General features: G+C 66.7%; 21 protein-coding genes. 14 read left to right on the top strand and 7 right to left on the bottom strand.

Annotation, left to right across the window (positions count from 1 at the left end):
* The first annotated feature begins 8 nt into the window (after positions 1–8).
* Both ABIB28_RS08175 and ABIB28_RS08170 read left to right on the top strand, forming a co-directional pair.
* Positions 9–2,732, top strand: coding sequence for an ATP-dependent DNA helicase (locus tag ABIB28_RS08175; RefSeq protein ID WP_354287697.1), 2,724 nt, complete (start codon positions 9–11; stop codon positions 2,730–2,732).
* A 13-nt stretch (positions 2,733–2,745) separates the two neighbouring features.
* Complete coding sequence (locus tag ABIB28_RS08170; RefSeq protein ID WP_354287695.1) at positions 2,746–3,294, top strand: SixA phosphatase family protein; 549 nt, start codon at positions 2,746–2,748, stop codon at positions 3,292–3,294.
* A gap of 3 nt (positions 3,295–3,297) precedes the next feature.
* Here the strand turns inward: ABIB28_RS08170 and ABIB28_RS08165 are convergent, their stop codons facing one another.
* On the bottom strand, positions 3,298–3,825 hold the full coding sequence (locus ABIB28_RS08165) for a YceD family protein (RefSeq protein ID WP_133191180.1): 528 nt from the start codon (positions 3,823–3,825) through the stop codon (positions 3,298–3,300).
* A complete protein-coding gene (locus tag ABIB28_RS08160; protein WP_502958221.1) occupies positions 3,822–4,331 on the bottom strand; it encodes a ubiquinol-cytochrome C chaperone family protein in 510 nt (169 codons plus the stop codon). The genes ABIB28_RS08165 and ABIB28_RS08160 overlap by 4 nt, the downstream gene beginning before the upstream one ends.
* Positions 4,332–4,442: 111 nt before the next feature.
* On the opposite strand from ABIB28_RS08160, the gene ABIB28_RS08155 reads away from it, so the two are divergent.
* Positions 4,443–4,943 (top strand): outer membrane protein assembly factor BamE, encoded by a 501-nt coding sequence (locus tag ABIB28_RS08155; protein ID WP_354287693.1) that lies wholly within the window; start codon positions 4,443–4,445, stop codon positions 4,941–4,943.
* Between the two features lie 121 nt (positions 4,944–5,064).
* A complete protein-coding gene (locus ABIB28_RS08150; protein WP_133191184.1) occupies positions 5,065–5,571 on the top strand; it encodes an RcnB family protein in 507 nt (168 codons plus the stop codon).
* 54 nt (positions 5,572–5,625) lie between these two features.
* Here the strand turns inward: ABIB28_RS08150 and pbpC are convergent, their stop codons facing one another.
* Entirely contained in the window at positions 5,626–7,719 is a 2,094-nt protein-coding gene (pbpC, locus tag ABIB28_RS08145) for a penicillin-binding protein 1C (RefSeq protein WP_354287866.1), read from the bottom strand.
* Positions 7,720–7,891: 172 nt separating this feature from the next.
* On the bottom strand, positions 7,892–13,714 hold the full coding sequence (locus ABIB28_RS08140; protein ID WP_354287691.1) for an alpha-2-macroglobulin family protein: 5,823 nt from the start codon (positions 13,712–13,714) through the stop codon (positions 7,892–7,894).
* A gap of 194 nt (positions 13,715–13,908) precedes the next feature.
* On the opposite strand from ABIB28_RS08140, the gene ABIB28_RS08135 reads away from it, so the two are divergent.
* Complete coding sequence (locus tag ABIB28_RS08135; RefSeq protein ID WP_354287689.1) at positions 13,909–15,288, top strand: glycosyl transferase family protein; 1,380 nt, start codon at positions 13,909–13,911, stop codon at positions 15,286–15,288.
* Between the two features lie 464 nt (positions 15,289–15,752).
* Positions 15,753–16,343 (top strand): hypothetical protein, encoded by a 591-nt coding sequence (locus ABIB28_RS08130; protein WP_354287687.1) that lies wholly within the window; start codon positions 15,753–15,755, stop codon positions 16,341–16,343.
* An 86-nt stretch (positions 16,344–16,429) separates the two neighbouring features.
* On the opposite strand, the gene ABIB28_RS08125 is transcribed toward ABIB28_RS08130, so the two are convergent.
* Together ABIB28_RS08125 and ABIB28_RS08120 are read right to left on the bottom strand one after the other, a co-directional pair.
* Positions 16,430–17,233, bottom strand: coding sequence for a DUF8453 domain-containing protein (locus ABIB28_RS08125; RefSeq protein ID WP_354287685.1), 804 nt, complete (start codon positions 17,231–17,233; stop codon positions 16,430–16,432).
* Between the two features lie 53 nt (positions 17,234–17,286).
* Positions 17,287–17,505: a DUF6471 domain-containing protein gene (locus tag ABIB28_RS08120; RefSeq protein ID WP_354287683.1), complete on the bottom strand. Its 219-nt coding sequence runs from the start codon at positions 17,503–17,505 to the stop codon at positions 17,287–17,289.
* Positions 17,506–17,611: 106 nt separating this feature from the next.
* On the opposite strand from ABIB28_RS08120, the gene ABIB28_RS08115 reads away from it, so the two are divergent.
* The 5 genes from ABIB28_RS08115 to ABIB28_RS08095 all read left to right on the top strand — a co-directional run bounded on the left by ABIB28_RS08115 (position 17,612) and on the right by ABIB28_RS08095 (position 21,945).
* On the top strand, positions 17,612–18,556 hold the full coding sequence (locus tag ABIB28_RS08115) for an IS1595 family transposase (protein ID WP_354287681.1): 945 nt from the start codon (positions 17,612–17,614) through the stop codon (positions 18,554–18,556).
* Between the two features lie 204 nt (positions 18,557–18,760).
* Entirely contained in the window at positions 18,761–18,961 is a 201-nt protein-coding gene (locus tag ABIB28_RS08110) for a hypothetical protein (protein ID WP_354287679.1), read from the top strand.
* Positions 18,962–18,967: 6 nt separating this feature from the next.
* Positions 18,968–19,624 carry a hypothetical protein gene (locus ABIB28_RS08105; protein ID WP_354287677.1) on the top strand — a complete coding sequence of 219 codons (657 nt, stop codon included), beginning with the start codon at positions 18,968–18,970 and terminating at the stop codon, positions 19,622–19,624.
* A 627-nt stretch (positions 19,625–20,251) separates the two neighbouring features.
* On the top strand, positions 20,252–21,166 hold the full coding sequence (locus ABIB28_RS08100) for a sulfite exporter TauE/SafE family protein (protein ID WP_133191192.1): 915 nt from the start codon (positions 20,252–20,254) through the stop codon (positions 21,164–21,166).
* Between the two features lie 38 nt (positions 21,167–21,204).
* Positions 21,205–21,945, top strand: coding sequence for a TIGR02186 family protein (locus ABIB28_RS08095; protein WP_354287865.1), 741 nt, complete (start codon positions 21,205–21,207; stop codon positions 21,943–21,945).
* Positions 21,946–21,973: 28 nt separating this feature from the next.
* Here the strand turns inward: ABIB28_RS08095 and ABIB28_RS08090 are convergent, their stop codons facing one another.
* The gene (locus tag ABIB28_RS08090) at positions 21,974–23,062 is read right to left on the bottom strand and encodes an alkene reductase (RefSeq protein WP_189676543.1); all 1,089 of its coding nucleotides are present in this window, start codon (positions 23,060–23,062) and stop codon (positions 21,974–21,976) included.
* 50 nt (positions 23,063–23,112) lie between these two features.
* Here ABIB28_RS08090 and ABIB28_RS08085 point away from each other — a divergent pair, with 50 nt between their 5' ends.
* The 3 genes from ABIB28_RS08085 (at position 23,113) to ABIB28_RS08075 (ending at position 25,050) form a co-directional block, all read left to right on the top strand.
* Entirely contained in the window at positions 23,113–24,006 is an 894-nt protein-coding gene (locus ABIB28_RS08085) for a DMT family transporter (protein ID WP_354287675.1), read from the top strand.
* Positions 24,007–24,015: 9 nt separating this feature from the next.
* Positions 24,016–24,696, top strand: a complete 681-nt coding sequence (locus ABIB28_RS08080) for a COQ9 family protein (protein WP_133191200.1) — start codon at positions 24,016–24,018, stop codon at positions 24,694–24,696.
* Between the two features lie 87 nt (positions 24,697–24,783).
* Entirely contained in the window at positions 24,784–25,050 is a 267-nt protein-coding gene (locus tag ABIB28_RS08075; protein ID WP_133191202.1) for a FeoA family protein, read from the top strand.

The following is a 25,050-nucleotide window of genomic DNA, read 5'->3' as shown; positions in this document are numbered from 1 at the left end:
TACCCAGCGTGACCGCGCTCCCCTATCCCGCGCTCCATGCGAGCCACAGCGGCATCTGGATCGCCGATGCCGAAGGCACGCGACCGATCGGACGCGGCGAGGCGATCCGCATTGCCGCCGATACCCCCGTCATCCTGCTCAACGCAGCGTTGATCGGGCAGCGGCTCGGCTATGCCGACCTGTCGGGGCTCGACCTGCTCGAACTGTTCGCCTTCCTGTGCCCCGCGCGCTTCATGGTGCCGACGCCGCGCGGCTTAGCGCGCGTTGCAGGGCTGGAAGCTCCGAGCGAGGACGGTCAGATCGCCGCCTTCCTGCGCGACGCCGCGGTGGCGCTGCTCGGCATGACCGAGCCCGGCACCGACTGGCCCGAACGCGAGGGCGCATGGACCGCGGCGCAATCGCTGTTCAAACTGCGCTGGACTTGGGCGCCGATCCTCGCGCAGCGGCTCAAGACCCCCGACGTCGCCGAACGCTGGCTGTTCTCGAAACTCGGCGAATGGTCCGAAGGCGCGCCGCGCCCACAGCCGCGCACCGTAACGCTCGATGCCGACGAGACCCAGGCGCGGCTCGCGCGGCTCACCGGGAGCGCCGCCGAGCAACGCTCGGGCCAGCGCGCCTATGCCCAGGCCGCGCGCGAGGCGTTCGGCCCGCGCATGGCGCATGGCGCACCCAACATGGTGCTCGCCGAGGCCGGTACGGGGATCGGCAAGACGCTCGGCTATCTCGCCCCCGCTTCGCTCTGGGCCGAGAAGGCCGATGGCGCGGTGTGGGTATCGACCTTCACCAAGGCGCTGCAACGCCAGTTGGGCCATGAAAGCGCACGCCTCTTCCCCGACGCCGTGACGCGCCGCGCGAAAGTCGTCACGCGCAAGGGGCGCGAGAATTACCTCTGCCTGCTCAATCTCGAAGATGCGCTGCAGGGCGGTTTCGCCGGCCGCGCGGCGATCCTCGCGCAACTCGTCGCGCGCTGGGCGGCGTATAGCGCCGATGGCGACATGGTCGGTGGCGATCTGCCCGGCTGGCTGCCCACGCTGTTCCGTCGCAACGGCGCGACCGCGCTGACCGACCGGCGCGGCGAGTGCGTCTATGCCGGCTGCCCGCATTACCGGAAGTGCTTCATCGAAAAGGCCGCGCGCGCCAGCGCCGACGCCGATCTCGTCATCGCCAACCACGCGCTGGTGATGGTCAATGCCGCGCGCGGGCGCGAATCATCGACGCGTCCGACGCGCTACGTGTTCGACGAAGGCCATCATCTGTTCGATGCCGCCGACGCGATGTTCTCGACCGCGCTGACGGGATCCGAGACGATCGAACTCCGCCGCTGGGTGCTCGGCCCCGAATCGGGCGGACGCGGGCGGCGGCGCGGGCTTGCCGCGCGTCTTTCCGACGTGGCGAGCTATGACGAGGGCGGCGCACGCGCGATCGCCGATGCGGTGGCGGCGGCGCAGGGTCTGGCGAGCGACGGCTGGCTCCAGCGGATCGGCGAAGGCGCGCCGTTCGGCCCGATCGAAACGCTGCTCGCGGCCGTCCGCGGACTGACCTACGCGCGCGCCGAGGCAGAAGGCGATGCGGGCTATGCGCTCGAGACCGAACTCGCCGAGCCCGACCCCGGGCTGGTTGAAGCCGCGGGCCCCGCCGCGCATGCGCTCGATGCGCTCGTCCGGCCACTCGTCGCGCTCGGACGCCGGCTCGAGGCGGTGCTCGAGGAAGGGCCCGACTGGATGGACGGCCAGGCGCGCGCGCGGATCGAAGGTGCTGTCGCCTCGCTCGGCTGGCGCGCCGAGACGGTCGCGGCATGGCTGTCGCTGCTTGCCCGAATCGGCGGGCCGGCCTCGCCCGATTTCGTCGACTGGCTCGCGGTCGACCGAGTCGAGGGGCGCGAATACGATATCGGTCTCCACCGCCACTGGCTCGACCCGACGCGGCCCTTCGCCGAAACCGTACTCAAGCAAGCGCACGGCGTGCTCGTCACCTCGGCGACGCTGCGCGGCGGCGGGACCGATGGCGAGGAAGGCTGGGGCGTCGCCGAGTCGCGCACTGGCGCCAACCATCTGTTGCGCGGCGCGAGCCGCTTCGCCGCGACATCGCCATTCAATTATGCCGACCAGGCCGAGGTGCTGATCGTCACCGACGTCAAGCGCGGCGACATGGGCGCGCTCGCCAACGCCTATGCCAAGCTCGGCGTCGCGAGCGGCGGCGGGATGCTCGGGCTGTTCACCGCGATCCGGCGGCTGCGCGGAGTCCATGCCCGCATCGCCGACCGCCTCGCCCGCGAAGGCCTGCCGCTCTATGCGCAGCATGTCGACCCGATCGATACCGGCACCCTGGTCGACATCTTCCGCGACGATCCCGCCGCCTCGCTGCTCGGCACCGATGCCTTGCGCGACGGGGTCGACGTGCCCGGCCGCTCGCTGCGGCTCGTCGTGCTCGAGGGCGTGCCGTGGCCCAAGCCGACCGTGCTTCACGCCGCTCGGCGGCTCGCCGGAGGCGGCAGCCGCTACGACGACCGGATCGTCCGCGCGCGCATGGCGCAGGCGTTCGGCCGGCTGATCCGCCGCGCCGACGACCACGGACTGTTCGTGCTGCTTTCCGCAGCGATGCCGTCGCGCCTGCTCACCGCGTTCCCGCCGGGGGTGAAGATTACGCGCTGCACGCTCGACGAAGCGGTTGCGCGTGCGGGGGCGCTTCCCTCCGCCGTGCAAACGGGGCATGAGGCGCGCGAACCCGCCTGACGGAGACTTTAGCATGACCGCCGGCACCAAGACGCTGACGCTGCTCCGCCACGCCAAATCGGGCTGGGACGATCCCGCTTTGCGCGATTACGATCGCGGGCTCAACGCCAAGGGCAAGCGTGCGGCGGCGCTGATCGGTGGCCATCTGCGCAATGCCGCCGGCGTGTTCGACCATGTCGTCGCCTCGCCGGCGGTGCGCGTCGTCGAGACGCTCGAACAGGTCGAGAGCAGCTATGGCCGCACGCTCGCGCCCCATTTTGACCGGCGCATCTACCTCGCCTCGGCAGTGACCTTGCTCGATATCGTCCACGAAGCGCCCGCCGAGGCGGCGCACCTCCTGCTCGTCGGGCACAATCCTGGGCTCGAGGATCTCGCGATGCTGCTCGTTCCCGATTCGGACGAACCGCTGCGCGTCGCGCTCGAGGCGAAATATCCGACCGCGACGATCGCCGAGATCAGCTTCGCGGGCGAATGGGCGACGCTTGCTGGCGGGAGCGGACGGCTGACGCGCTTCGTCCGCCCGCGAGATCTCGATCCGACGCTCGGACCCGACGAAGACTGAGCCTCACACCTTCCCGAACAAGCCCTTCAACCCCGCCAGCGCACCCGCGGGCTTGGCCTCTTCCTCGCTAATCACGCCCGCTGCGCGCAACGCCGCCGCGGCATTGGGCCCGCGCGGGAACGGATCGAGCGCGAGCGCCATCGTTTCCGCCGCCGCTTCGCCGAGGTCGATCGCCGCGCCATCATACGGCATCGTATCGAGCGCATCGAGATCGAGCTCGATCTCCTCCTCGGCGGCGGCCTCCTGTTCGGTGACGAAGCGCAACGCGACATCCTCCGACACGCTTTGCGGCAAGGGCTCGTCGGTCACCGAACACGCCTGGACGACCGCCGCGCTGACCGCGCCGCGCGCGACGATCCCCGCCGCATCGCGCTTGACCCGAAACGTCGCCTCGAGCCGGTCGACCGACACCAGACCGAATCGCGCTGCCAGCGCGGCGCGTTCGGCCTCGCTCGCGGTGATCGCGATGCTGCGCTCGCCCTCGCCGATCGTGTCGATCCGCTCCAGCCGCGAAAATTCGGGGGTGCTCATGCAATATCTCCTGCGATCACCGACTCGGTCGGTCGTTCCGCCAGCGCGTCGCGCAGCGCGAACAAGGCGGCCTCGGTATGGGCGATCGCGGCGGCATCGGGCAGACCGCTGCGGTACAGGTTGCGCGCAAGCGCCGGGTGGAGGTCGCCCGCCGCCAGCCCGTCGCGATACGCGCCGAGCCGCCCGCCGAGCATCCCCATCATCTTGCCGATATGCTTGCCGACGCCGATGTCGCCGACCCCGCTTTCGCGCAATTGCCCGTCCATGTCGGTGACGAAACGCTCGGTCAGCCGCGCGCTTGCCGGGCCGGCCTCTGGAACGTCCTCGAGCCGCAGCAGCACGAGCGACAGCACCGCCGCGACCATGTCGAACCGGCCGTCGAGCGTGTCGGGAACACCACCCGATTCATACCAATGCGGCGCGCGTGCCAGTGCGATCACCCGATCATAGAGCAGCATCGCGGTATCGTCGGGCGTCCGCCCCAGCAGCTTCGAAAACCAGCCCAAATCTCTCGTGTCCCTTCGCGCCCTTGTTTGGTCGCCTTTCCCGGCATATTGAGGCTTCGTGTCCGCGGGTGCAATGCGTCGTGGCCAGCTTTGGTGCCTTGGAGAGTGTCGATGAGCCTTAAGTCCGTCCGCCAGTTGACGGCTGCCGCCCTCCTCGCATCGTGCGTGTTCGGGGCGAGCGCCTGCGTGCCGCTCAAGTCGCACCAGGGCTATGTCATCGATGCCGATCTCGTGAACTCGGTCCAGGCCGGCACCGACAACCGCCAGTCGGTGCTCGCGACGCTCGGCAAGCCCAGCTTCACTTCCGAATTCAACCAGGGCGACTGGTATTACGTGTCGCGCGAGACGCGCAATTTTGCGTACAACAACCCCAAGGTCCGCGAGCAGACGACGCTGCGCATCAGCTTCGACGAGAGGGGCAATGTCACCGCGGTGCGCAAATCGGGCGTCGAGCAAGTCGCGTCGATCAGCCCGTCGGGCAAGACCACGCCGACGCTCGGCAAGAAGCGCAGCTTCTTCGATGAACTGTTCGGCAATATCGGCACCGTTGGCGCGGTCGGCGGTGGCCAGGGCGGCCAGAGCAACACCGGTGGCGGTCGCGACACGCCGTAACGCTGCACGCCGTTCCTGACGGATTGCTGACAAGCGCATTCGCATTCCGTTCAGTCGCGCGCTGCCAAAACACGCTCCATGGCCCGGCCGTTCTCTGGCCAGCCGGAATATGGAGGATACAGTGCGTAAACTCATTCTCACCGCTTTGATGGCGGCGACCTTGGTTCCCGTCGCGGCAAGTGCGCAGTCGAACGAAGAGCTGCGACGCGACCGTCGCGACATCCGCCAGGAGCAGCGTGACCTGCAGGACGCGCGGATGCGCGGCGACCGCCGTGACATTCGCGACCAACGCGAAGACGTTCGCGACGCGCGCCAGGAATATCGCGAGGATCTGCGCGATCGCGACCGCGCCTGGGGCCGCGACGACTGGCGTGGCTGGCGTGACCGCAACCCGAACTATTATGCCCGCGGCAATTGGAACGCCCCGTTCCGCTACACCGCGTTCCGTCCGGGCCTGCGCATCGCACCGGCGTATTATGGCGGGCGCTACATCATCGCCGATCCGTGGCGCTATCGCCTGCCGCGCGCCGGCTTTGGCCAGCAATGGGTGCGGCATTATAACGACGTGATCCTCGTCGACACGCGTCGCGGCTATGTCGTCCAGGTGATCCGCGGCTTCTACCGCTAAGACTGTTCGTCACGGGCGGCGGCCGTCTCCGAAAGGGGGCGGCCGCCGTTTTTTTCAGCGGATCGTGAAGAGCACCTGATCGACGACACGTCCGGCGACATCGGTCAACCGCAGCCGGTGGAGTCCCGGTCCGGCGATGATCTGCGGCTGCGAATCGGCGGCGCCTAGATCGGTCTTGTCGAGCCACAGCCGATGCGCCGTTACCGCCCCCGACACGTCGACCGAGAGCCGCTGCCGGTTGGGCGGAATGTCGGGATCGATCGCATAGACGCTGCCCGACACCGGATTGGTGATCCGCGGGCGGCGCGATTCGGCGGGTGCGACGGCGATCTGCGACTGGCCCGTTCCGGCGAGGAAATATTCGGTGCGCGGTTGTTCGATCGCATTCGCGAAGGTGATCGCGCGCGCTTCGATTCCCGTCGGGCGCGGGGGCGGGCTGCCGCGCGTGTCGGCGTTGAGCGCGAGCATGATGTCGCGCCACACCGGCGCCGCACCGCTGACCCCCGACACCGCACGCATCGAATCGCCCTCGAGATTGCCGACCCACACTGCGACCGTATATTCTCGCGTGAAGCCGATGCACCAATTGTCGCGCAGCGCCTTGCTCGTCCCCGTCTTCACCGCCGCCCAGAACGGCAGGTGCAGCGCCGAATCGAGCCCAAAGGTCACCGCGCGGGCATTCGAATCGGCCATCATGTCGGCGACGAGCCACGCGGCCTGCGGTGTCGTGATGGCGTGCGGCGTCTCGCGTGGCGCATCGAGCGTCAGTCGCAGCGGCGACCAGCGGCCGGCCTGCTCCAGGCTGCGATAGGCCGCGGCCTGTTCGAGCAGCGTGACTTCGGCCGAGCCGAGCGCGAGCGAGAAGCCGTAATAGTCGCCATCCTCGACCAGCCCGCGATACCCCGTGTCCCACAACCGATCGCGAAACGCGTCGACCCCGACGAGCAGCAAAGTGCGCACCGCGGGTACGTTGAGCGACCCCGCCAGCGCCGCGCGCGCCGACACCGGACCCTTGAACCCGCGATCGTAATTCTGCGGGACGTAGAGCCCCGAAGCGGTGTCGAGCTGGACCGGCGAATCGTCGAGGATCGAGGCGGGGGTGAGATAGCCCTTCTCGATCGCCTCAGCGTAGAGGAAGGGTTTGAGCGTCGATCCGGCCTGGCGATAGCTGTTCGCGCCGTCGACCGCGGGCGCGGTCGAGGCGCCGCCGATCCCGCCGACATAGGCCAGCACGTCGCCGCTTGCATTGTCGATCACCACCGCCGCGCCGTCACGCGCGCGCGCGCCGCCGAGGCCCTGCAGCTGGCGTTTGAGCGCGACGATCGCGAGGCTCTGGATGCGGCGGTCGAGCGTGGTGGTGACCTTGAGCCCGGGTTTGGTGAGCAAGCGGTCGGAGAGATGCGGCGCGAGGCCGGGGTCGAGCTGAAGGCTGCGCGCCGGGCCGAGCATCGACGCCGCCTCGCCCGCAAAGCGCGCGCAATCGCGCTCGTGGCTGACCGCGCAGGCGCGCCGCGCGATGCTCGCGGGGTCGGCCTGCGGATCGGGGAGGAGCGCGGCGAGCAGCAGTGCATCGTCGCGCGCGAGCGCGTCGGGGGTCTTGCCGAACAGCCCGAGCGCCGCCGCGCCGATCCCCTGCGCCTCGCCGCGGAAACCGGCAAGGTTGAGATAGGCCTCGAGGATCTCGTCCTTCGACCAATGCGATTCGAGCGCCCAGGCGGCGCGCATCTGGCGGAGCTTGTCCCACAAATGGCGCTGCCCCGGCACCGCGAGATCGGGCGCGAGGAAGCCGGCGACCTGCATCGACAGCGTGCTGGCGCCGCGCGCGCGTGTCCCCTGCGCGCGGTCGCGCGCGACGCCGAGCAAGGCGAGCCAGTCGACGCCGCCGTGATGGAAGAAGCGGCGATCCTCGACGCCGACGATCGTGTCGCGCGTGACGGCGGAAACCTGCGGCAGCGGTGTCCAGGCGAGGCGGCGTGCGGCGAAATCGACGCGCGCGCTGTCGATCAGCGCGCCGTTGCGATCGTAGAGCCACGCCTCGGACGGGTGCCACGCGGCGCGAACCTGCGCGTAGCCAGGGAGTGGCGGGGGAAGCGTGGCGTAGTCGATCGCGACGAAGGCGAGGAGCGCGACGGCCAGCGCGGTGACGATCGCGCCGGTGCGGGTCTTGAACCCCGCCCAAACGCGTTCGCTTCCCCGGCGCAGGCCGGGGCCCAGGAGCGACGCACGGCGCAGGAGGGTGCTGTACTCGATCAACGCAACGGCCCGCTACTGAGCCCCGGCCTCTGCCGGGAAAAGGAAGGAAAGAAGAAGGAAGATGGGATCAGCGCTGCAGCACCGTCACCGGCGCGAGCGGCAGCTGCGCGCGGATCGCGGGCGAATACATCGCCTCGACCCGGCTCGGCGGCAGGTTGAAGCGCCCTGCCCCGTTCAGCCGCAGCATGTACGACGCGCTGAACGCCCCGCGCGGCACCCAGCCGTAATAGGCGCGCCACGCATCGTTGCGCTTCTCGACATAGGCGGGAACGACACCGACCTGCACGTCCCACAGCTTGCCATCGGCATCGCGCGCCTGGAACTTGGCGCCCGGCCCGGCCTGCGCCTGCCCCGCCAAGATCTGCGATTGTCCGCCGAGATCGCCGATGATCGTCGCACCCGCCGGGATCGGATCGTTGATCACCACCCAGTTGCGCTCGGCGCTCGCCTTGACGGTGATCGTCACCTTGACGACGTCGCCACGCGTCAGCACGCCCTTGGTGCGCGCCTGCACCACCTCGACGTTGCGCTGCATCTCATAGCCCGCGAACAACGGCTTGGTCAGCGGCACCGCCGCCGAGATCGAGACGTTCGCCCACGGACCCGCGCCACCGCTCGATTGCGACAGCTTGAGCGGGGTGAGCGTCGCCGGCAGCTGGAAGGTCGCCGTTCGCGCTGTCGTTGCCAGCGGCCAAGCCTTGCTGATCGTCTGCGTGCCGAGCCCGAGCGTCGTATTCCCGACGATCGCGCTCGCCGGATAGAGTGCGGCGAACTTGCGCGCGGCGATCGTGCCCCAGGCGTTGGCGGTCGTCGTGTCCCAGCGGCCATGCGACTGGCGCAGCGCGACGCCGACCATCATCTTGGCCGCCTCGTCCTGCCAGCCGGGCCGACCGAGCGTCGCGATCACCGTCTTGATCGAGGCTTCGTCGCCCGACGACATCAGCCACCACGGCTGGTTGCTGCTGTCCGACAGATCGAGCCGCGTCCCCTCATAGACCAACCGCGTGCGCAACTGCGCCTCGCCCGCCGCCTTCAGCGCATTGGCGTTGGCGAGCCCCGCGACATGATCGAGCGCGACGAGATAATCAGCCAGCAGCGCAGTCGGCATTTCCTTGGGTATCATGCTCAACTGCCCGAGCATCGCCGGCGTCGCCGCGCCCGCACGCGCGAGCGCGTTGAAGGCATAGACGCGCTGGAGCCGGACATCGCCATACTCTTCGTGGCGCAGGCGCCCATCGAGCACGGCCTTGAGCCCCTCGATCATCTTCGCGCGCGGGCCCTCGGGGATCGGCAGGCCGGCTTCCGACGTCATCGCCAACACATAAGCGGTAAGCGCCTCGGAGCCCGTCAGGCTGCCCGACGGCCAGTAGCGCAGCAAGCCGTCATCGGCCTGATACGCCGGGATATCGCTCGCGAGCCTTTGCCACAGCGCCGCATCGCCGAGCGCCACCGCGCGCGACAGCTGCTGTTCGAAGCAATTGTACGGATAACGCGCCATGAAATCGCGCACCCCGGCGAGCGGCGGCGCGAGCGTGTCGTCGAGCCGGATGTCGACCGTCCCCCGCCCCGCAATCGCCCCCATCGGCGGCTGGATCGGGATCGTCGTGTCGCCGCCGACGCGCGCGAGCGTCCCCGCCCACACTTCGAGCGGGTAGAGCGGCGTCACCGCCTGGTTGACGGTGATCTGGTCGACCGCCTTGCCGTCGGCCGAGCGCGCGCTGACGTGCCAGCGCAACGCGTCGAGATTGGCGGGCGCGGTCAGATTCCACGCGACCGGCATCGCGCCGCCCGCCGGGATCGTTACCGTCAGCGGCTTGCCCTGCGCGATTGCGGGCATGAGGTCGACGCTTGCCGTCACCGTCATCGGCTTGTCCGAGCCGTTGCGCAGCGTGAAGCTCGATGCGTAGAAATCGCCGGTCCGCACCACCGGCGCGATGCCGGCGAAGATCGACAGGTCCTGCGCGGTGCGCACGCTCGCCATGCCGGTGCCGTAAAGCTGCGACCCATCGGTTGCGATCGCCACCAGCTTGAACGAGGAGAGCGCGTCGGACAGCGTCACCGGAATCCGGGCGTGACCATTCTGGTCGAGCGCGACGCGGCCCTTCCACAGGATCACCGGCTGGAAATTCTCGCGATTGAGCCCCGACGAATCGCCGCCGCCACCACCGCCGGCCTCGACCGCCTTCTTGCCGTAATGGCGTTTTCCCACGACCTGCGTCTGCGCGGTCGAGGTGAGCACCGCGAGCGGGCGCTCGCCCATCACCGCGGTCAGCACGTCCCAGCTATCGTTGGGCGCGAGCTGGAGCAGCGCCTCGTCGACGGCGGCGAAGGCGACGTCGGCGGTGCGGACCGGCTTGCCGTCGGGGCCGTTCACCTGGACGTCGACCTGCGCGACGTCGCGCGCGGCGTAGCGAGCCTTGTCGGCCTTGACCGCGACCTGGAGCTGGTGCGCTTCCCAGCCGACCTTCACCTTTGCGATGCCGATACGGTAGCTCGGCTTGGCGAGATCGACCAGCGCGGTCGGCTCCTGCCCCTCGGGCGGATCACTCGCAAGCCCGACCGAACGCGCGAGGCCGTGGAGCCAGCTCCAGATCCCGCTCTCGGTACGCCCGCGCACGACCATCACCGAGACGAACACGTCGGGCGCGTACGAGCCCGGCATCTTCACCTCGACCACCGGGTCCGCCCCGCTGAGTTCGGTGACGTAGCTCGCGAGCACGCCCTCGCGCTCGACGGTGACGAGCGCGGTCGCCTGGCGGAACGGCATGCGCACCTGGAAACGCGCGGTCTCGCCCGCTTTGTAGGCGAGCTTTTCGGGGACGACGTCCATCCGGTCGCCATTGTCGCCGCCGAACCACCAATCGTCCTTGCCGGCGAGCCACACGCTTTGCGTCGCGCGCGCTTCGTTGCCCGCGGCGTCCTTGGTCGTCGCCACCGCATAGACTTCGCCCGAGATGCCGGGGTCGAGCTTGCACGTCGCGAGCCCCTGCGCATCGGTCGTCGCGCTGCAGGTCTGGCTGAGCTTCTCGGTCTTCATGCGGTTGTCATAGGCATAGAAACCGCCGATCAGCCGCCGCCGCGCAGTGAGGGTCTGTCGGCTGTAGAGCGCGACCGAGATCGCCTGGTTGGCGAGCGGCTTGCCCGCGGTGTCGAGCGCGACGAAGCGAAGCCGCAGATCGTCCTGCTTCATCAGCCAGCCGTCGGTCTTGACGCCCAATTGCACCGCGCTCGGGAAGATCGGGATGCGCTTCGAGGCGGTCAGCACTTCGCCATTGGCGTCCTGATAGTCCATCTCGACGAGCATGTCGGTAACGCCGTCGAGCGTCTGCGGGATCGACACCGTCTGCTTGCCGGTGCCATCGCCGCCGAGCGTCGAGGGAAGCGTCTGCGTCGGCGGGAGCGTCGCCTGCTCCTCCTCGCCGTCGCCGTTGAGTGGCTTGGTGCCCTCGACGATCGCCTTGCCGCCGAAGCTGTAGCTTTCGTAGCCGTCGGGCGTGCCCTCATGCGCGAAATAGCCGATTCGCATGTCGACCGGCAGGTTCGATGCGCCGCCGCCCGACAAATATCCGACGAACAGGTCGAGCGCGAGGCTGATCGGGCGGATTGCGGCGTCCTTCGGGCCGGTGACGGTCGCGCGCATCGTGGGCAACTTGTATTCGTCGACCTTGAACGACTGGCCGGTCTCGATCGTGCGGTTGTCCGCGATCACCGACAGGTCGTAATCGCCCATCGGTGCGCCGGCGGGGGCGGTCCATTCGCTCTCGCCGATGCCGTTGGCATCGATCGTCAGCGGCAGGTCGAACTGCGTGTCCGAACCGCGATGCTGTAGCCGCAGCGTCCCCGTCACGCCCGGCGCAAAGCCGAAGCCGCTCGCCACCGAAGTGCGCAGGATGTGCTTCATATGGACCGTCTCGCCCTGCCGGACGAGTGCACGGTCGAACACGGTGTGAAGGAACTCGCCGCGGGCGGAATAGCCATAGGGCAGGCCGAAATCATACGGGCGGATGCCCTTGCCCCAATCGGTCAGCGTGAAGCTGAAATCGTCGCCGGTGCGCGCCGAGACCATCAGCGGGCTCGACCCGCCGTCGCACGAGCCGCCGTACGCTTCGGGCTCGGGCAGCCCCGGCGGCACGTTGAGCCCGCCATTCCTGTCGGTGATGCCGCGCGCGAGCAGCTTGCCGGTGCAGCTGTCGGTGACATGGACTTCGGCATCGGCGACGGGCTTGCCGGTGTCGAGCGCGGTGACCCAGGCGAGGCTCGCCGCGCGGCCCCATTTGAAGTGGACGCTCATGTTGGTGACGAGCGCGGCGGTCGCGACGTAGCGCGGGGCTTTCCGCCCGAGCAGCGCTTGGCCGAGCACTGGGCTCGCCAGTTCGACGACGTAGAAACCGGGCTTGCCGCCGCCGAGCGGCAGGCCGACGACTTCGAAATCCTTGCCCTTGCCGGGCAGGCCGATCTGCATCGGCGCGCCTTCGCCGCCGAGGATCGACTTGGACCCGGTGTCGTTGATCCGAACCTTCTCCTTGCCGCGCGTTTCCTCGTGACTGGCCTCGTCGTCGGAATGGCCGACGGTGCGCAGCCACTCGGCAATCTTGCCGTCGGAGCCATCGACGCGCAGCGCCTGCCCGCCGATCGTGACGTTGCTGCCCTGCAGCGCGGGCTCGACGTTGCGCACGGTGACGGGCAGCACGCCGCCCTGCTTCGATTCGAGGATACCGAACGCTGCGGCGAATTTGACGAGCGGCGGGGCGGCATCGAAGCGCACGGCGAGCGGGAAGCGCTCGGCGTTCGACAGTGGTCGACCGCTCTCGTCCTTGACGCCCGCCGGCAGCACGACCTTGCCGGTCTGCGCCTGCGGCAGCGGGCTCTTGAAGCCGACCGCGGAAATCGTCGCTTTGGTTTTCGCATCGCCACGCTCGGTGTCCGAGCTCGAATCGAACAAGGTAGGCGTCAGCACTTTGCCGTCGGCGGTCTCGATGCGCACTTGCTTGGCGAGTTCGCTCGGCACTGGGGCAGAGAAACGCACCCACGCCTTCTCGACCGGGTTGCAACCCGCGGCGGCGTTGACGCGCGAGCATTCGAAGCGCGCGGTGAAGGGTTTGCGTACGGTGAAATCGAAGCGCTGGTCAGTGCCGGCGGTCTTGCCACCAGCGCCAGCGATGCTCGCACCCCACACCAATGCGACGTCGGCGCCGGGCGGCAGCGGGCGGCGGCACTTCAGCGCGGTGACGCCGGCATAGGCCTTCGCGCGATCGGCCGGTGCCGGGATCGCGGCGGGCAAGCCACCGCTCTCGAGGAAACTGCGGACGTTCCAATTCTCGGTGCCCATCTCGCCGAGCAGCTTGCCGGGCAAATCGGCGGGGAGCACGTCGACCGGGATCTTCTCGCCGATCCCCTTGACCGCGCAATAGGCGTTGGCGGCGACCGAGGCGGGGGTGGCGGGCAGATTGGCGGCGACGAGGAAGGTCTGGTCCTCCTCGATCTCGTCCGAATCTCCACCCGGCAGGATCGCGCGCGCGACCGGGCCGCCGGCGTCGACGGCGAACTCGCGCTGGCCGGTCGCGGCATAGCCCGACACGCTCTTGAGCCCGTTGCGCAGCGCGAACTTGCAGGTCGTGCCACCGGGCAGGCCGCTGGCGAAATCATAGACGAAGGTCTGCGGGTCGACCCAGCGCCCCTGCCCGCTGACCGCGCAGGTCACGTCGAACGGCGCGGCCGCGCGCGGATCGCCCAAGGGCACCATCGGCTGGTTGAAGCGCGCGGTGAAACGCTCGATCGCGCCGTCGCCGATACCGGGGGTGGCGAGGATGACCTGCGGGCTCGCATCGCCGAACGCGGCGAACGGGACGCAGACCAAAGCGAGCAAGGCGATTCGGAAACCCAGCTTCATCGCATCTTCCCCCCGGAGCCGCTTCGCATCGCCTTATAGGGCGACGCGGCGTGCGAGCACAACGACGGTCCGTCATAGCGCCGTCCCCTTGATTAAACCACGAACTTGTTGGAAAATCACGAAGAACGACTCGGGAGGGGTGGCTGAAACGCCAGGGTCGTCGGGGGGAGCCGGTCTTGGGGGCAGGATGGGTCATGTTCGCGATCGATGCGATCGCGCGCGAAACGGTCGTGTTCGCGGCGATCGGTTTCCTCGTCGGCGGCTGTGACGACCTAGCGATCGATATCGGCTGGATCTGGATCACGCTGACTCGCCGCCGCCCCGCTTTGCCGCGGACGCTCGATGCGTATCGGCAAACGCCGCCGCGCCGGATCGCGGTGTTCGTTGCGGCGTGGGACGAGTCGACGGTGATCGGCGCGATGCTGCGCAGCGCGCTCGCGCGGTTCGAGCATGAGGATTACCGCCTGTATGTCGGGACCTACCCAAACGACCGCGCGACGATCGACGCGGTCGCAGCAGTGGCGGCGTGTGATCCGCGCGTACGGCTGGTCATCAACAGCCGCCCCGGACCGACCACCAAAGCCGATTGCCTCAACGCCGTTTGGCGCGCGCTCGAACGCGACGAAGCGCGTGACGGCGTACCCGTCGCCGCGGTCGTGCTGCATGACGCCGAGGATCTGGTCCACCCCGGCGAACTGCGCGTTTTCGATGCGCTGATCGGGCGCTATGCTGTTGTCCAGCTCCCGGTGCTGCCGTTGGTCGATCGCGGTGCGCCGCTCGTCTCGGGGCACTATGCCGACGAATTCGCCGACGCACACAGCCGGCAAATGGTGGTGCGCCAAGCGCTCGGGGTCGGGCTTCCGCTCGCCGGGGTCGGCTGTGCGATCGAACGCCAGATGCTCGGTCGGATCGCAGCCGCGCGCGACGGTTTGCCGTTCGACGCGGGCTCGATCGTCGAGGATTACGAACTCGGCTTGCTGATCGCCACGCTCGGCGGACGCGGCGTGCTCGCGCGTGTCCGCGCAGATGGCGAGCTCGTTGCGGTCCGCGCCTACTTCCCAGCGACGGTACCGACCGCGGTACGGCAGAAGGCGCGCTGGATGACGGGCATCGCGCTGGCCGGCTGGGACCGGATCGGCTGGGGGCGCGCGCTCGATTGGCGCGACCATTGGATGCGGATGCGCGATCGGCGCGCACCGCTCGCGGTGCTGGTGCTGTTCGTCGCCTATACCGCTTTTATCGCCTGGGGTGTTGCGTTGGTGGCGCACGCGCTCGCCGGACGGGCGGCGGCGCCGCCCTCCGCGGCGATGCTGGCGCTGCTGCACCTGAACGGCGCGTTGTTGGCCTGGCGGCTCGTCTGGCGCGCGGCCGCGACCGGCGCCGCCTATGGCTGGCGCGAAGCGCTATGGTCCCTGCCGCGCGCGCTGGTCAGCAACTATGTCGCGCTGCTCGCGGCGCGGAGCGCCATGACGGCGTATGTCCGATCGTTGCGCGGCACCGCGCTGCGGTGGGACAAGACCAGCCATGTCTTTCCAGGTGCAATCGAACGGACCGAGCCGGGTTCCGAACATTGAGCGTTCAAGGACGCGGGCGCCCTCTGCGCTTTCTCGGCGTCCTGGCGGTCGGATGGATCGCGGCGCGGCTCGCGATGGTCTGGCCGCAGCCCGCACCGATCGCAGCGCCATCGCTGATCGCGCGCTCGCTCGGGATCAAACGATCGTCGCTGCCGGTGATGCCGATGCCGATGCCGGGAGCGCATCCCGCGGCGAGACGGAGTGCGCACATCGCGACACGCGTGCCGGCACTCCGATATCGGGCGCCCCGATACCGGGCACCGCACAATCCTATCGCAGCGCGGTCGCTCGCCCTCTATCGCCGACCAAGTCCCAACCAGCCGCCGAAGAGCGCCGATGCCCCGCCCGCAGATCGCCTCCTCAGCCACCGCCCCCTGCCCAGCCCCGCCGGCCAAGCTGGTGCCGCGCTCGAGCCCAGGTCGACGGCGCTGATTGCGGGTCTGCCCGACAGTGCCGCTGGCGCGGTGCCAACGCATGCGCCCTCGCGCTGGTCGGGCAGTGCCTGGCTTGCCGCGCGCGGCGGGTCAGGGCTCGCGTCCGGCGCACTTGGCGGACAGCTCGGAGGATCGCAGGCCGGCGCTCGGCTGGTCTATGCGCTCGACCGACACCATCGCATCGCGCTTGTCGGCCGCGTGACGTCGCCACTCGGCAGCGGGTTGCGCGAAGCCTCGGTCGGCGTCGAATGGCAACCGACTCGTCTGCCACTGCGCGTCGTCGCCGAGCACCGCTTCGCACTGGCGGGCGGGCAAGGCGGGCCCGGTGTCGGCGTGGTCGGCGGGGTTGGACCGGTGACGGTTTCACCCGGCGTACGCTTCGAGACCTATGTGCAGGCAGGACTCATCCGGCGCACGCAGACCGAGCCGTATGTCGATGGCGCGGCGCGCGTCACGCATCCGATCGCGACCCTTGGCAAAGTCCGCTTCGATCTCGGGGCGGGCGTATGGGGCGGTGCGCAGCGCGGTGCGACGCGGCTCGACATCGGGCCGTCGCTCGGCGTCGCGCTGCCGCTCGGCAAGCAATCGGTGCGGCTCGCGCTCGACTGCGGCATTATGTAGCAATTGCACCAACGGCGATACGTTCGCCACGGTGCCCGCTGCAGATGCCCTCAGACGAGAGGCATAAAAGCGTGTCTGTTTTTTTGTTAATTTTCACCCTCTTCAATACGTCCGTTTGTGTAGAGGATTATCCAATCGCGTATACGCTCAGAGGCAACAGTTGTGGTTTCCTCATGGGTTATAGGGTAATAGAACTGGTCAGTGCGCCAGTATTTTCGCAAGTAAATCGTACAGAACTCAATCTTTACGAAGATAGCGGTTTCTTCGGTGGTGGGAATCACACTTTCCGCCGAAACAATAGACTTATTCAATACAGGAAGTTCTTGACCAGGCTCAACAGTAGCAATGGGGCTTCGCTTCCATTCTTCCGTCTCTATTCGACGACTAAATACAGTTACCTTAATGGCCCTAGTTTGCCCATAATTTTTGACGTAAAACCATACATTACCATTTTTGGCATCCATTTTAACACTAGCAATGCCAATGTACGCTCGAAGTTGCTTCTGGGCGACATCTTGAGCAATCCTGTTGCTTTTACGGGATTGCTTCAAGGATCGTTCCGTCTGTCTAAGCGTAGTGATCAGAGCAAAAAGACCAACGATGCTGAGCAGCGTCGAGAATCCGCTAGTTACGAAAGTCCAAAAGGTCCACCTCGCGGACCATTCGGCAGCTACGGCAGCGCGCCACTGCGCGCAAAGGTCGGCGCTATCGTGGTCCTTTGCATAATAGCACTGATGGCTGTCGCCATCGGGGTAGGCGCTGTAATTCGCTTGGGTATCAGCGAGATCCCCGGCGACCGCTTTCGCGTAGCGAGTTTTTGCTGCGGAATATGCCTCTATCTGTTGCTTGGTTGGTGGATCAGCTGGGGATGATCCGACCAGCGCGCCCAATCCGAAAATTATAGAGCTCGCCAAAATTAGGCCGATAAGCAGCCAAGCCCAGTCTACATGTGCAAAGCGTTTACTCCTATCGCTTCTAGGCATTGTACTAGGAACACCGCTGTAAATTTACCCCGCGCCAGCTTGTTCCTGATATTCGGCTCCGAGTCCACGACGCCGATCGCAGCGAGCTTTTCGACGAGCTGCGTATAGGTCACGTTCCGGCGCTTCAATTCCGCCTTTAACAGACCCTTAACTTTCGCTTCCCATTCCGTATCGGCCACAATAGCACTCCATTCGTCGCATATGCCCTTATATGCGATACATTTGCACTTGCATAGAGTGCGTTTTTGCCACTATATCCGATGCATAAGCACTGGATACGATGACATGCAGCACTTCCTCCTCTCCGCCGCCGCCCGCACCCTCAGCCTCAAGGCTGTTTTCAAGATGGGCGAAGATGCTGCTTATGACGTGTTCCGCATGATGCGCTGGCCGGATGGCGAAGCGACGTGCCCGCGTTGCGGCTGTGCGGAGACGTATTCGATCACGACGCGCCGCCGCTTCAAGTGCGTCGGTTGCCATCACCAGTTCTCGGTCACTTCGGGCACGATCTTTGCGAGCCGCAAGCTGTCTTACACGGATCTGCTGGCTGCGATCGTCATCTTCGTGAACGGCGCTAAGGGCGTGTCGGCGCTGCAAGTCAGCCGCGACTTGGACGTTCAGTACAAGACGGCGTTCGTCCTCTCGCACAAGCTGCGTGAGGCTATGGCGCTTGAGGACGCAGGCCAGACGCTCGACGGCGTTGTCGAGGTCGATGGTGCCTATTTCGGCGGCTACGTGAAGCCTGCCAACATCAAGGCAGAGCGCGCCGATCGCCGCACCCGCCTTGCAATGTCGGGTAAGCGTCAGTCGGTTATTGTGATGCGCGAGCGCGGCGGTGAGACGCTTACGTTTGTCGGCAATCGTGAGGCCGAAGGCGTTGCGCTTGTCGCAAAGCGTGTTTCTCCCGGCGCTGTCGTTCATGCGGACGAGGCTTCACACTGGGATGCGCTGCACGCTCGCTACGAGACGTTCCGGATCAACCACAGCGAGGCTTATTCGCTCAACGGTGCCTGCACCAATCAAGCCGAGAGCTTCTTTAGCCGCCTGCGTCGCGCCGAAGTCGGTGCGCACCACCACATCGCGGGCCCTTACCTCTACGCCTATGCCGGTGAGATGGCTTGGCGCGAGGACAACCGCCGCGTTGCGAACGGCGAGCAGGCTGGGAAGGTGGCGCGCGCTGCTATGGTGTCGCCGGTGTCGCGCAAGTGGGCGGGGTACTGGCAGCGCTAACCGCTGGAATTTTCAGCGGTACCAGTTTTTTTATGCGTGGTAACGCATAACTCTAAGTTGGCAGGATTGTCAATAGTTCTTGACTCGTCCGAACCTTTCTGCGCTTGTGCCGTTAACAGGTGGATAACCAGGATCATAAACGAGTCAGTCGTAGCTTTTTGCTACGACTGAATTGTTGTGACTCTAACATAGAAAGGCGCGAGCATGTTTAAATTCGTTTCGCTCGCCTTCGGGCAGACGCCCAAACCCGCTTACCCCAATCTCAGTATCGAACCAGAAACGCAGCGCGCCATTGTGGCGGCGCACTCGCATGGCAACGTGCGGCTACAGGCTGGCCGTTTTTACACCCGAGAAGATGTTGATGCAGAGTTTGAGACTCTTGGCGACGCAGAGTTTGTAGCATAAACGTATATGGCGTGGTCAATTGCGGATTACCGCACCCAATACGCCAAGGCAGATTCTCTCTGCCAAGAAGTGCAAAGCTTTAAAAATGCCGCCGGCATTCCTGCGATTAACGAATTGCGGAATGCCGGCCATCATTTTCTAAAAGCCATTGACGATACCGGCGGATTGGCAAGTCAGGCGGAGCTTGATGCCGCAGTTGCGCATGCGCGTCGTGCGATTTACGAGGCGACAGAGGCGGGCATTGTTTCGGCTTTAGCAGCAGTTCGTAAATTTCGAAACGACTACGCTACGGTACAGGTTTCTGGGGTTATCCCTGACTATGTCAAGCGCCTCACCTCTTGTTCGGCAGCCAAGAGACTTATTGAAAATAATCGCGAAGATACTTTTGACCGGGCACAGGATCATGCTGATCGTGTTACGGTATTTCGAGATCTGAGAACGTTTGTAGATGACTTAGACAATGGCCGTGACGACGTAAATAAGGTCGTGGCCGATGATCGTAAGCAGACACGTCGCTTTACAACCCAAATAGTCATGGGTGTATTGGCTATAATCATAACCATTTGTTTTGGGATATGGGCCTCTACGGGCTATAAAGGCTTTACACCGAGTAGTGGTTCCAGCAATCTATCTAGTCCTGTCAATTCTGCGGATGCTGGTTGATCCGCCACTCCAACTCCGCACCACTTCCATACTTAGCGCCGGTCACAATCCCCCGCTTCCGAAGCCGGTAAAACGCGTCCGCCACCCGCTTGCGCAACAGCGTGGTGGCGACACGATCGCGCGGATCTATGCCACGCTCTGCCCCCATAGCCGCAGCCGCCGCCAAGGTCCGCACAGGCTCCCCGGAGCGCCTCAACAGGTCGAGTAAGAACCGCTGCAATTCGGTCGTACCGTCAGCTGCAATAGGCGGGCGCGTGCGTATCGGGAGATCGCCGGGGAGTAGGCTAGGGTTGAACACCAATATCGCGCGGTCAATCGCCTCCAGCGACGCGCTGGCGGCCTCCCATTGCGAGCGGTGTGTCTCCACCTCCCGCGCCAGTTCCGCCCGTTTGCGTAAGAGCCCCGATAGGGTCTGATCGTATCCGTCCTGCATATGATGACATTAGCCGTTGCGGGGCGTGGCAAACAGACTATGCTTGGTGCAATTGCTACATAATGCCGCTCGACTGGCGCGAGCGCATTGCCGGAGGAGCGCGCCCGGGATCGGGCCCGGCGCTGACGCTCGGCAGCGATTTCTGACACGCCGTGCTTTGCGCACGCTCCCTGAGCGGCTAACGCTGGTGGGCAATGGACATCTACCTGCCCATCGCCAATCTTTCGGTAAACGCGCTCGTGATCGTGCTGCTCGGCGGCGGCGTCGGGCTGTTGTCGGGGATGTTCGGCGTCGGCGGCGGGTTCCTCACCACGCCGCTGCTGATCGTCTATGGCATCCCGCCGACCGTCGCCGCCGCCTCGGCCGCGAGCCAGGTGACCGGCGCGAGCGTGTCGGGGGTGTTCGCGCATGTCCGGCGCAAGGGCGTCGATTTCAAGATGGGGGGCTTCCTCGTTGCGGGCGGGCTGGTCGGCGCGGTGTTCGGCGGCTGGATCTTCCGCTTGCTGCAAGCGAGCGGCCAGATCGATACGGTGATCGCGATCGTCTACGTCCTGCTGCTCGGCTCGATCGGCAGCATGATGGCGACCGAATCGTGGGGCGCGATCCGCCGGATGCGCAGCGGCGAGGCGCCCAAGCCGCGTAAACGCCGCCATCATCCGCTCGTCGCGGCACTGCCGATGCGGACGCGCTTCTACCGTTCGGGGCTCTACATCTCGCCCTTCGCGCCATTGTTGCTTGGTTTCGGCGTCGGCATCCTGACGATCCTGCTCGGCGTCGGCGGCGGTTTCATCCTCGTACCCGCGATGCTCTATCTACTTGGCATGACAACGCAGGTGGTGGTCGGCACCTCGCTGTTCCAGACGCTGTTCGTCACCGCGATGGCGACGATGGTGCATGCCACGACGACCAAGGCCGTCGACATCGTGCTCGCCGCCTTGCTGCTGCTCGGATCGGTCGCTGGCGCGCAGATCGGCGCGCGGTTCGCTGCGCGCGTGAAGCCCGAATATCTGCGGCTCGCGCTCGCGGTGATCGTCCTGCTCGTCGCGGGGCGGATCGCGCTCGGGCTCGGCTGGCGGCCCGATGAGATCTATTCGGTCGAGCTGTCGTGAGACGCGGCTGGATCGTGCTGGCCGCCGCGCCGCTGCTGATGGCGCAATCCGCATCGCGGCCAGCCGCGAAGCCCGTGCTCGTCCCCGACGTGTCGCAGCGCGACATCGAGATCCAGTACAGCTTTACCGGCGCCAATTTGCTGCTGTTCGGCGCGATTCTCTATCCCGGCGGCCGCTTGCCCGACGACGACAAGCCCACCGACATCGTCGTGGTGGTCAAGGGGCCGGTCCAATCGATCCTGGTGCGCGAGAAACAGAAGCTGGCCGGGCTGATGTGGGTCAACGCCAGTCGCCTGCGCTATCGCTCGGCACCCAGCTTTTACGCGATCGCTTCGTCCAAGCCGATCGCGCAGATGCTCGATGCGCGGACGCGCGCGATCTACGAGCTTGGGCTGTCGAGCCTGCAGCTTTCGCCGGCCTCGAGCGCGCCGCTGCAGGAGCAGGATCGCTTCGCGCGCGGGCTGGTCGAATTGAAGACGCGCACGGGCCTGTATCTCGAGGCGCCGGGCGCGGTCGAGATCACCGACGGCGTGCTCTATCGCGCACGCGTGACGATCCCCGCGCGCGTGCCGGTCGGGCGGTTCACCGCCGAAACCTTCCTGATCCGCGACGGGCGCGTGCTCGCGGCGGCGACTCGCGATATCGAAATACGCAAATCGGGCTTCGAGCGCTTCGTCGCGCGATCGGCCGAGCGACAGTCGGTGCTTTATGGGCTGGCCGCGGTAGCGCTGTCGGTGCTGTTCGGCTGGGGTGCCGGTGTGGTGGCGCGGCGGTTCTAAACCCCGCCGCGCCGCCGCACGCTTTTGTTCAGGCTTCGGCGGTTTCCAGCGCCGGATAGTCGATATACCCCTCGGCGCCCTGGCTGTACCACGTCCGCGGGTTATCCGCGGCGAGCGGCGCACCGGTGCGCAGACGCTCGGGCAGATCGGGATTGCTGATGAAGGTGCGGCCGAACGCGATCGCATCGGCGACCCCCGAATCGATCGCCGCCTGCGCCTCTTCGACGCTGCGATAGTCTGAGTTGAGCACGAGCGGGTTCGAGAACGCCTCGCGGATTTCGGGCGAGAGCTTGGGAACGTCGGTACGGCCGAACGTGCCGTCGGGGCCGGGCTCGCGCAGTTCGAGGAAGGCGATGCCGATCTCGTCGAGCGCCTTGGCCGCAGCGACGAACAGCGCCTTGGGATTGCTGTCGTCGACGCCCTGCGAATCGCCATTGGGCGACAGGCGGATCGACGTGCGGTCGGCACCCGCGACGCTGGCGACGCGCTCGGTCACTTCGCGCATCAGGCGGATGCGATTCTCGATCGAGCCGCCATAGATGTCATCGCGGAAATTGGCGTTGTCGCGCAGGAACTGGTCGATCAGATAGCCGTTCGCGCCGTGAATCTGGACGCCGTCGAACCCAGCGGCCAGCGCATTCTTGGTCGCCAGTTCGTAATCGGCGAGCAGGCGCGGAATCTCGTCGAGCTCGAGTGGACGCGCCGTCTCGAAATCCTGCTTGCCTTCGTAGGTGTGCGCCTGGCCCGCCGTCGCAGTGGCCGACGACGACACCGGCTGTCCGCCGATCACCGACGAATGCACCTGGCGCCCCATATGCCACATCTGGACGATGATCCGGCCGCCCGCGGCATGGACCGAATCGGTGACGGGCTTCCACGCTTCAACCTGCTCGTCGGTCCACAGGCCCGGCGCGAACGGCCAGCCAAGGCCTTCCTGGCTGATCCCGGTGGCTTCCGAGATGATCAGGCCGGCGCTGGCGCGCTGCGTGTAATATTCGGCCATCATCTCGGTCGGCACATGCGCCTTGGTGGCGCGGCCGCGCGTCAGCGGGGCCATCAGGATGCGGTTGGGGGCGTGGATCGCACCGAGCTGGATGGGATCGAACAGACTTGGCATGCGGAGTCCTTTTGCTGAGACGCGCCCCAGATAGGAAGCTAGGGGGCAGCATGCACCCGCGTTCGCCGAAAAGAAAATCTGTCGCTGCCGAAACGGCGGTGCTCCCGCTGCTCGCTTTGATCGTTGCCAATGCCGCACTCGCCTTCGGGCCGTGGTTCGTCCGCCTCGCCGATACCGGGCCGATCGCGTCGGCGTTCTGGCGGATCACGCTCGCCGCGCCGATCCTTGCCGGCGCCGCGCTGGCGACGGGCTGGCGACCGCGCGAAGTGCCGCGCGCACTGTGGGGAATCATCGCGATCGGCGGGCTGTGCTTTGCCGCCGATCTCGGCAGCTGGCATCTCGGGATCCTGCGCACGACGCTCGCCAATGCCACGCTGTTCGGCAATTCGGCGACGTTAATGTTCCCACTCTACGGCTTCCTCGTCGCGCGCGCCTGGCCGACGCGGGTCCAGGGCGTGGCGCTTGGGCTCGCGACGATCGGCGCGGGGCTGCTGATGGGGCGGTCGTACCAGCTCGATCCGCGTCATCTCGCGGGCGACCTGCTCTGCCTGACCGCGGGCATCCTCTATACCGGCTATTTCATCCTGATGGCGCGCGCGCGCGCGACGATGGCGCCGCTTCCCGCGCTGGCGCTGTCGACGCTCGCGAGCGTGCTGCCGCTGCTCGCCTTTGCGCTGGTGATGGGCGAGAAGATCCTGCCGACCGACTGGACCCCGCTGATCGGCCTTGCGCTGGTCAGCCAGATCATCGGCCAGGGGCTAATGATCTATGCGCTCGGCCGCTTGCCGCCGCTGACCGTCGGGCTCGGTTTGCTGACGCAGCCGGTGGTCGCAGGGACGATCGGCTGGATCGTCTATGGCGAGCGGCTGGGGCTGCCCGATTTGGTCGGCGCGGTGCTCGTTGCGATCGCACTCGTACTGGTCAGTCGGCGTCCACGCGCCTAGATAGCAGGCATGACAGACTCGATCGCACCAACCGCCTCGCTCGACGACGCGACGCTCGACGAAATCCGCGCCGCGCTGGCGCCTGCCATTGCCAGCAATGCGGGCTTTGACGGCTGGGGCGATGCGGCGCGCGACATGGCCGCCGATGGCGCTGGCGTCGATCGCGACGTCGCGCGGCTCGCCTTTCCCGGCGGTGCGGTCGACATGATCGCGGCGTGGTTCGCACATATCGACTCCAACATGCTGGTGCGCGTTCCGCCCGAAGCGCGCGGCACGATGAAGGTGCGCGAGAAGATCACCGCGCTGGTCGAAGCCCGGCTTGCCGAGACGGCGCCCGATCGCGAAGCGCTGCGCCGCGCGCTCGCCATCCTGGCGCTGCCGCAGAATGCCGCACGTGGGGTCAAGCTCGGCTGGCACGCGGCCGACGTCATCTGGCGCGCCGCGGGCGACACCGCGACCGACTATAATCATTATACCAAGCGCGCGATCCTTGCGGGCGTCTATGCCGCGACCGTCACCGTCTTTATCGACGACCAGAGCGATGGCTATGCCGACACGCGCGCGTTCCTGGCGCGGCGGATCGAAGGGATCCTGCGGTTCGAAACCGCCAAGGCAAAGCTCGTCACCAAGTCCGAGCTCCGCCCCAGCCTGTCGCGTTTCATCGGACGGCTGCGCTACCCTGCGGTGTGATCGCGCTGTTTGCGAGTGCGTCGCAATTAAAGCTGGTGTTGCGGCGTTGTTATTGATAATCGCTCGCAGATGGATATCTTGCGTAGCATGAAGCTTTCCGCTCCTGAGTCGCTCAGCCTCGAGTCGCTGCCGCAACGCCGCCAGGCGACGGTCGCGGCGATCGACTGGACGCATCTCTCGACGCCCGAGGCGCGCCGCTTGCGCGAACTCGGCTTCGACGAAGGCGTCGGTGTCGAAGTCCTCCACCGCGCGAGCCTCGGCAAGGGGCCGATCGCGTGCCGCATCGGCCGCATGACCGTCGCGCTCCGCCGCGCGGTCGCCGGCGCGATCCTCGTCTCGCCCGTCACGCAGTAA

The organism is Sphingomonas sp. UYEF23 (genome assembly GCF_040546165.1).
Lineage (GTDB): Bacteria > Pseudomonadota > Alphaproteobacteria > Sphingomonadales > Sphingomonadaceae > Sphingomonas > Sphingomonas glacialis.
The sequence above is the reverse complement of the archived record's forward strand: the minus strand, read 5'-3'. Positions and strand labels throughout refer to the sequence as shown.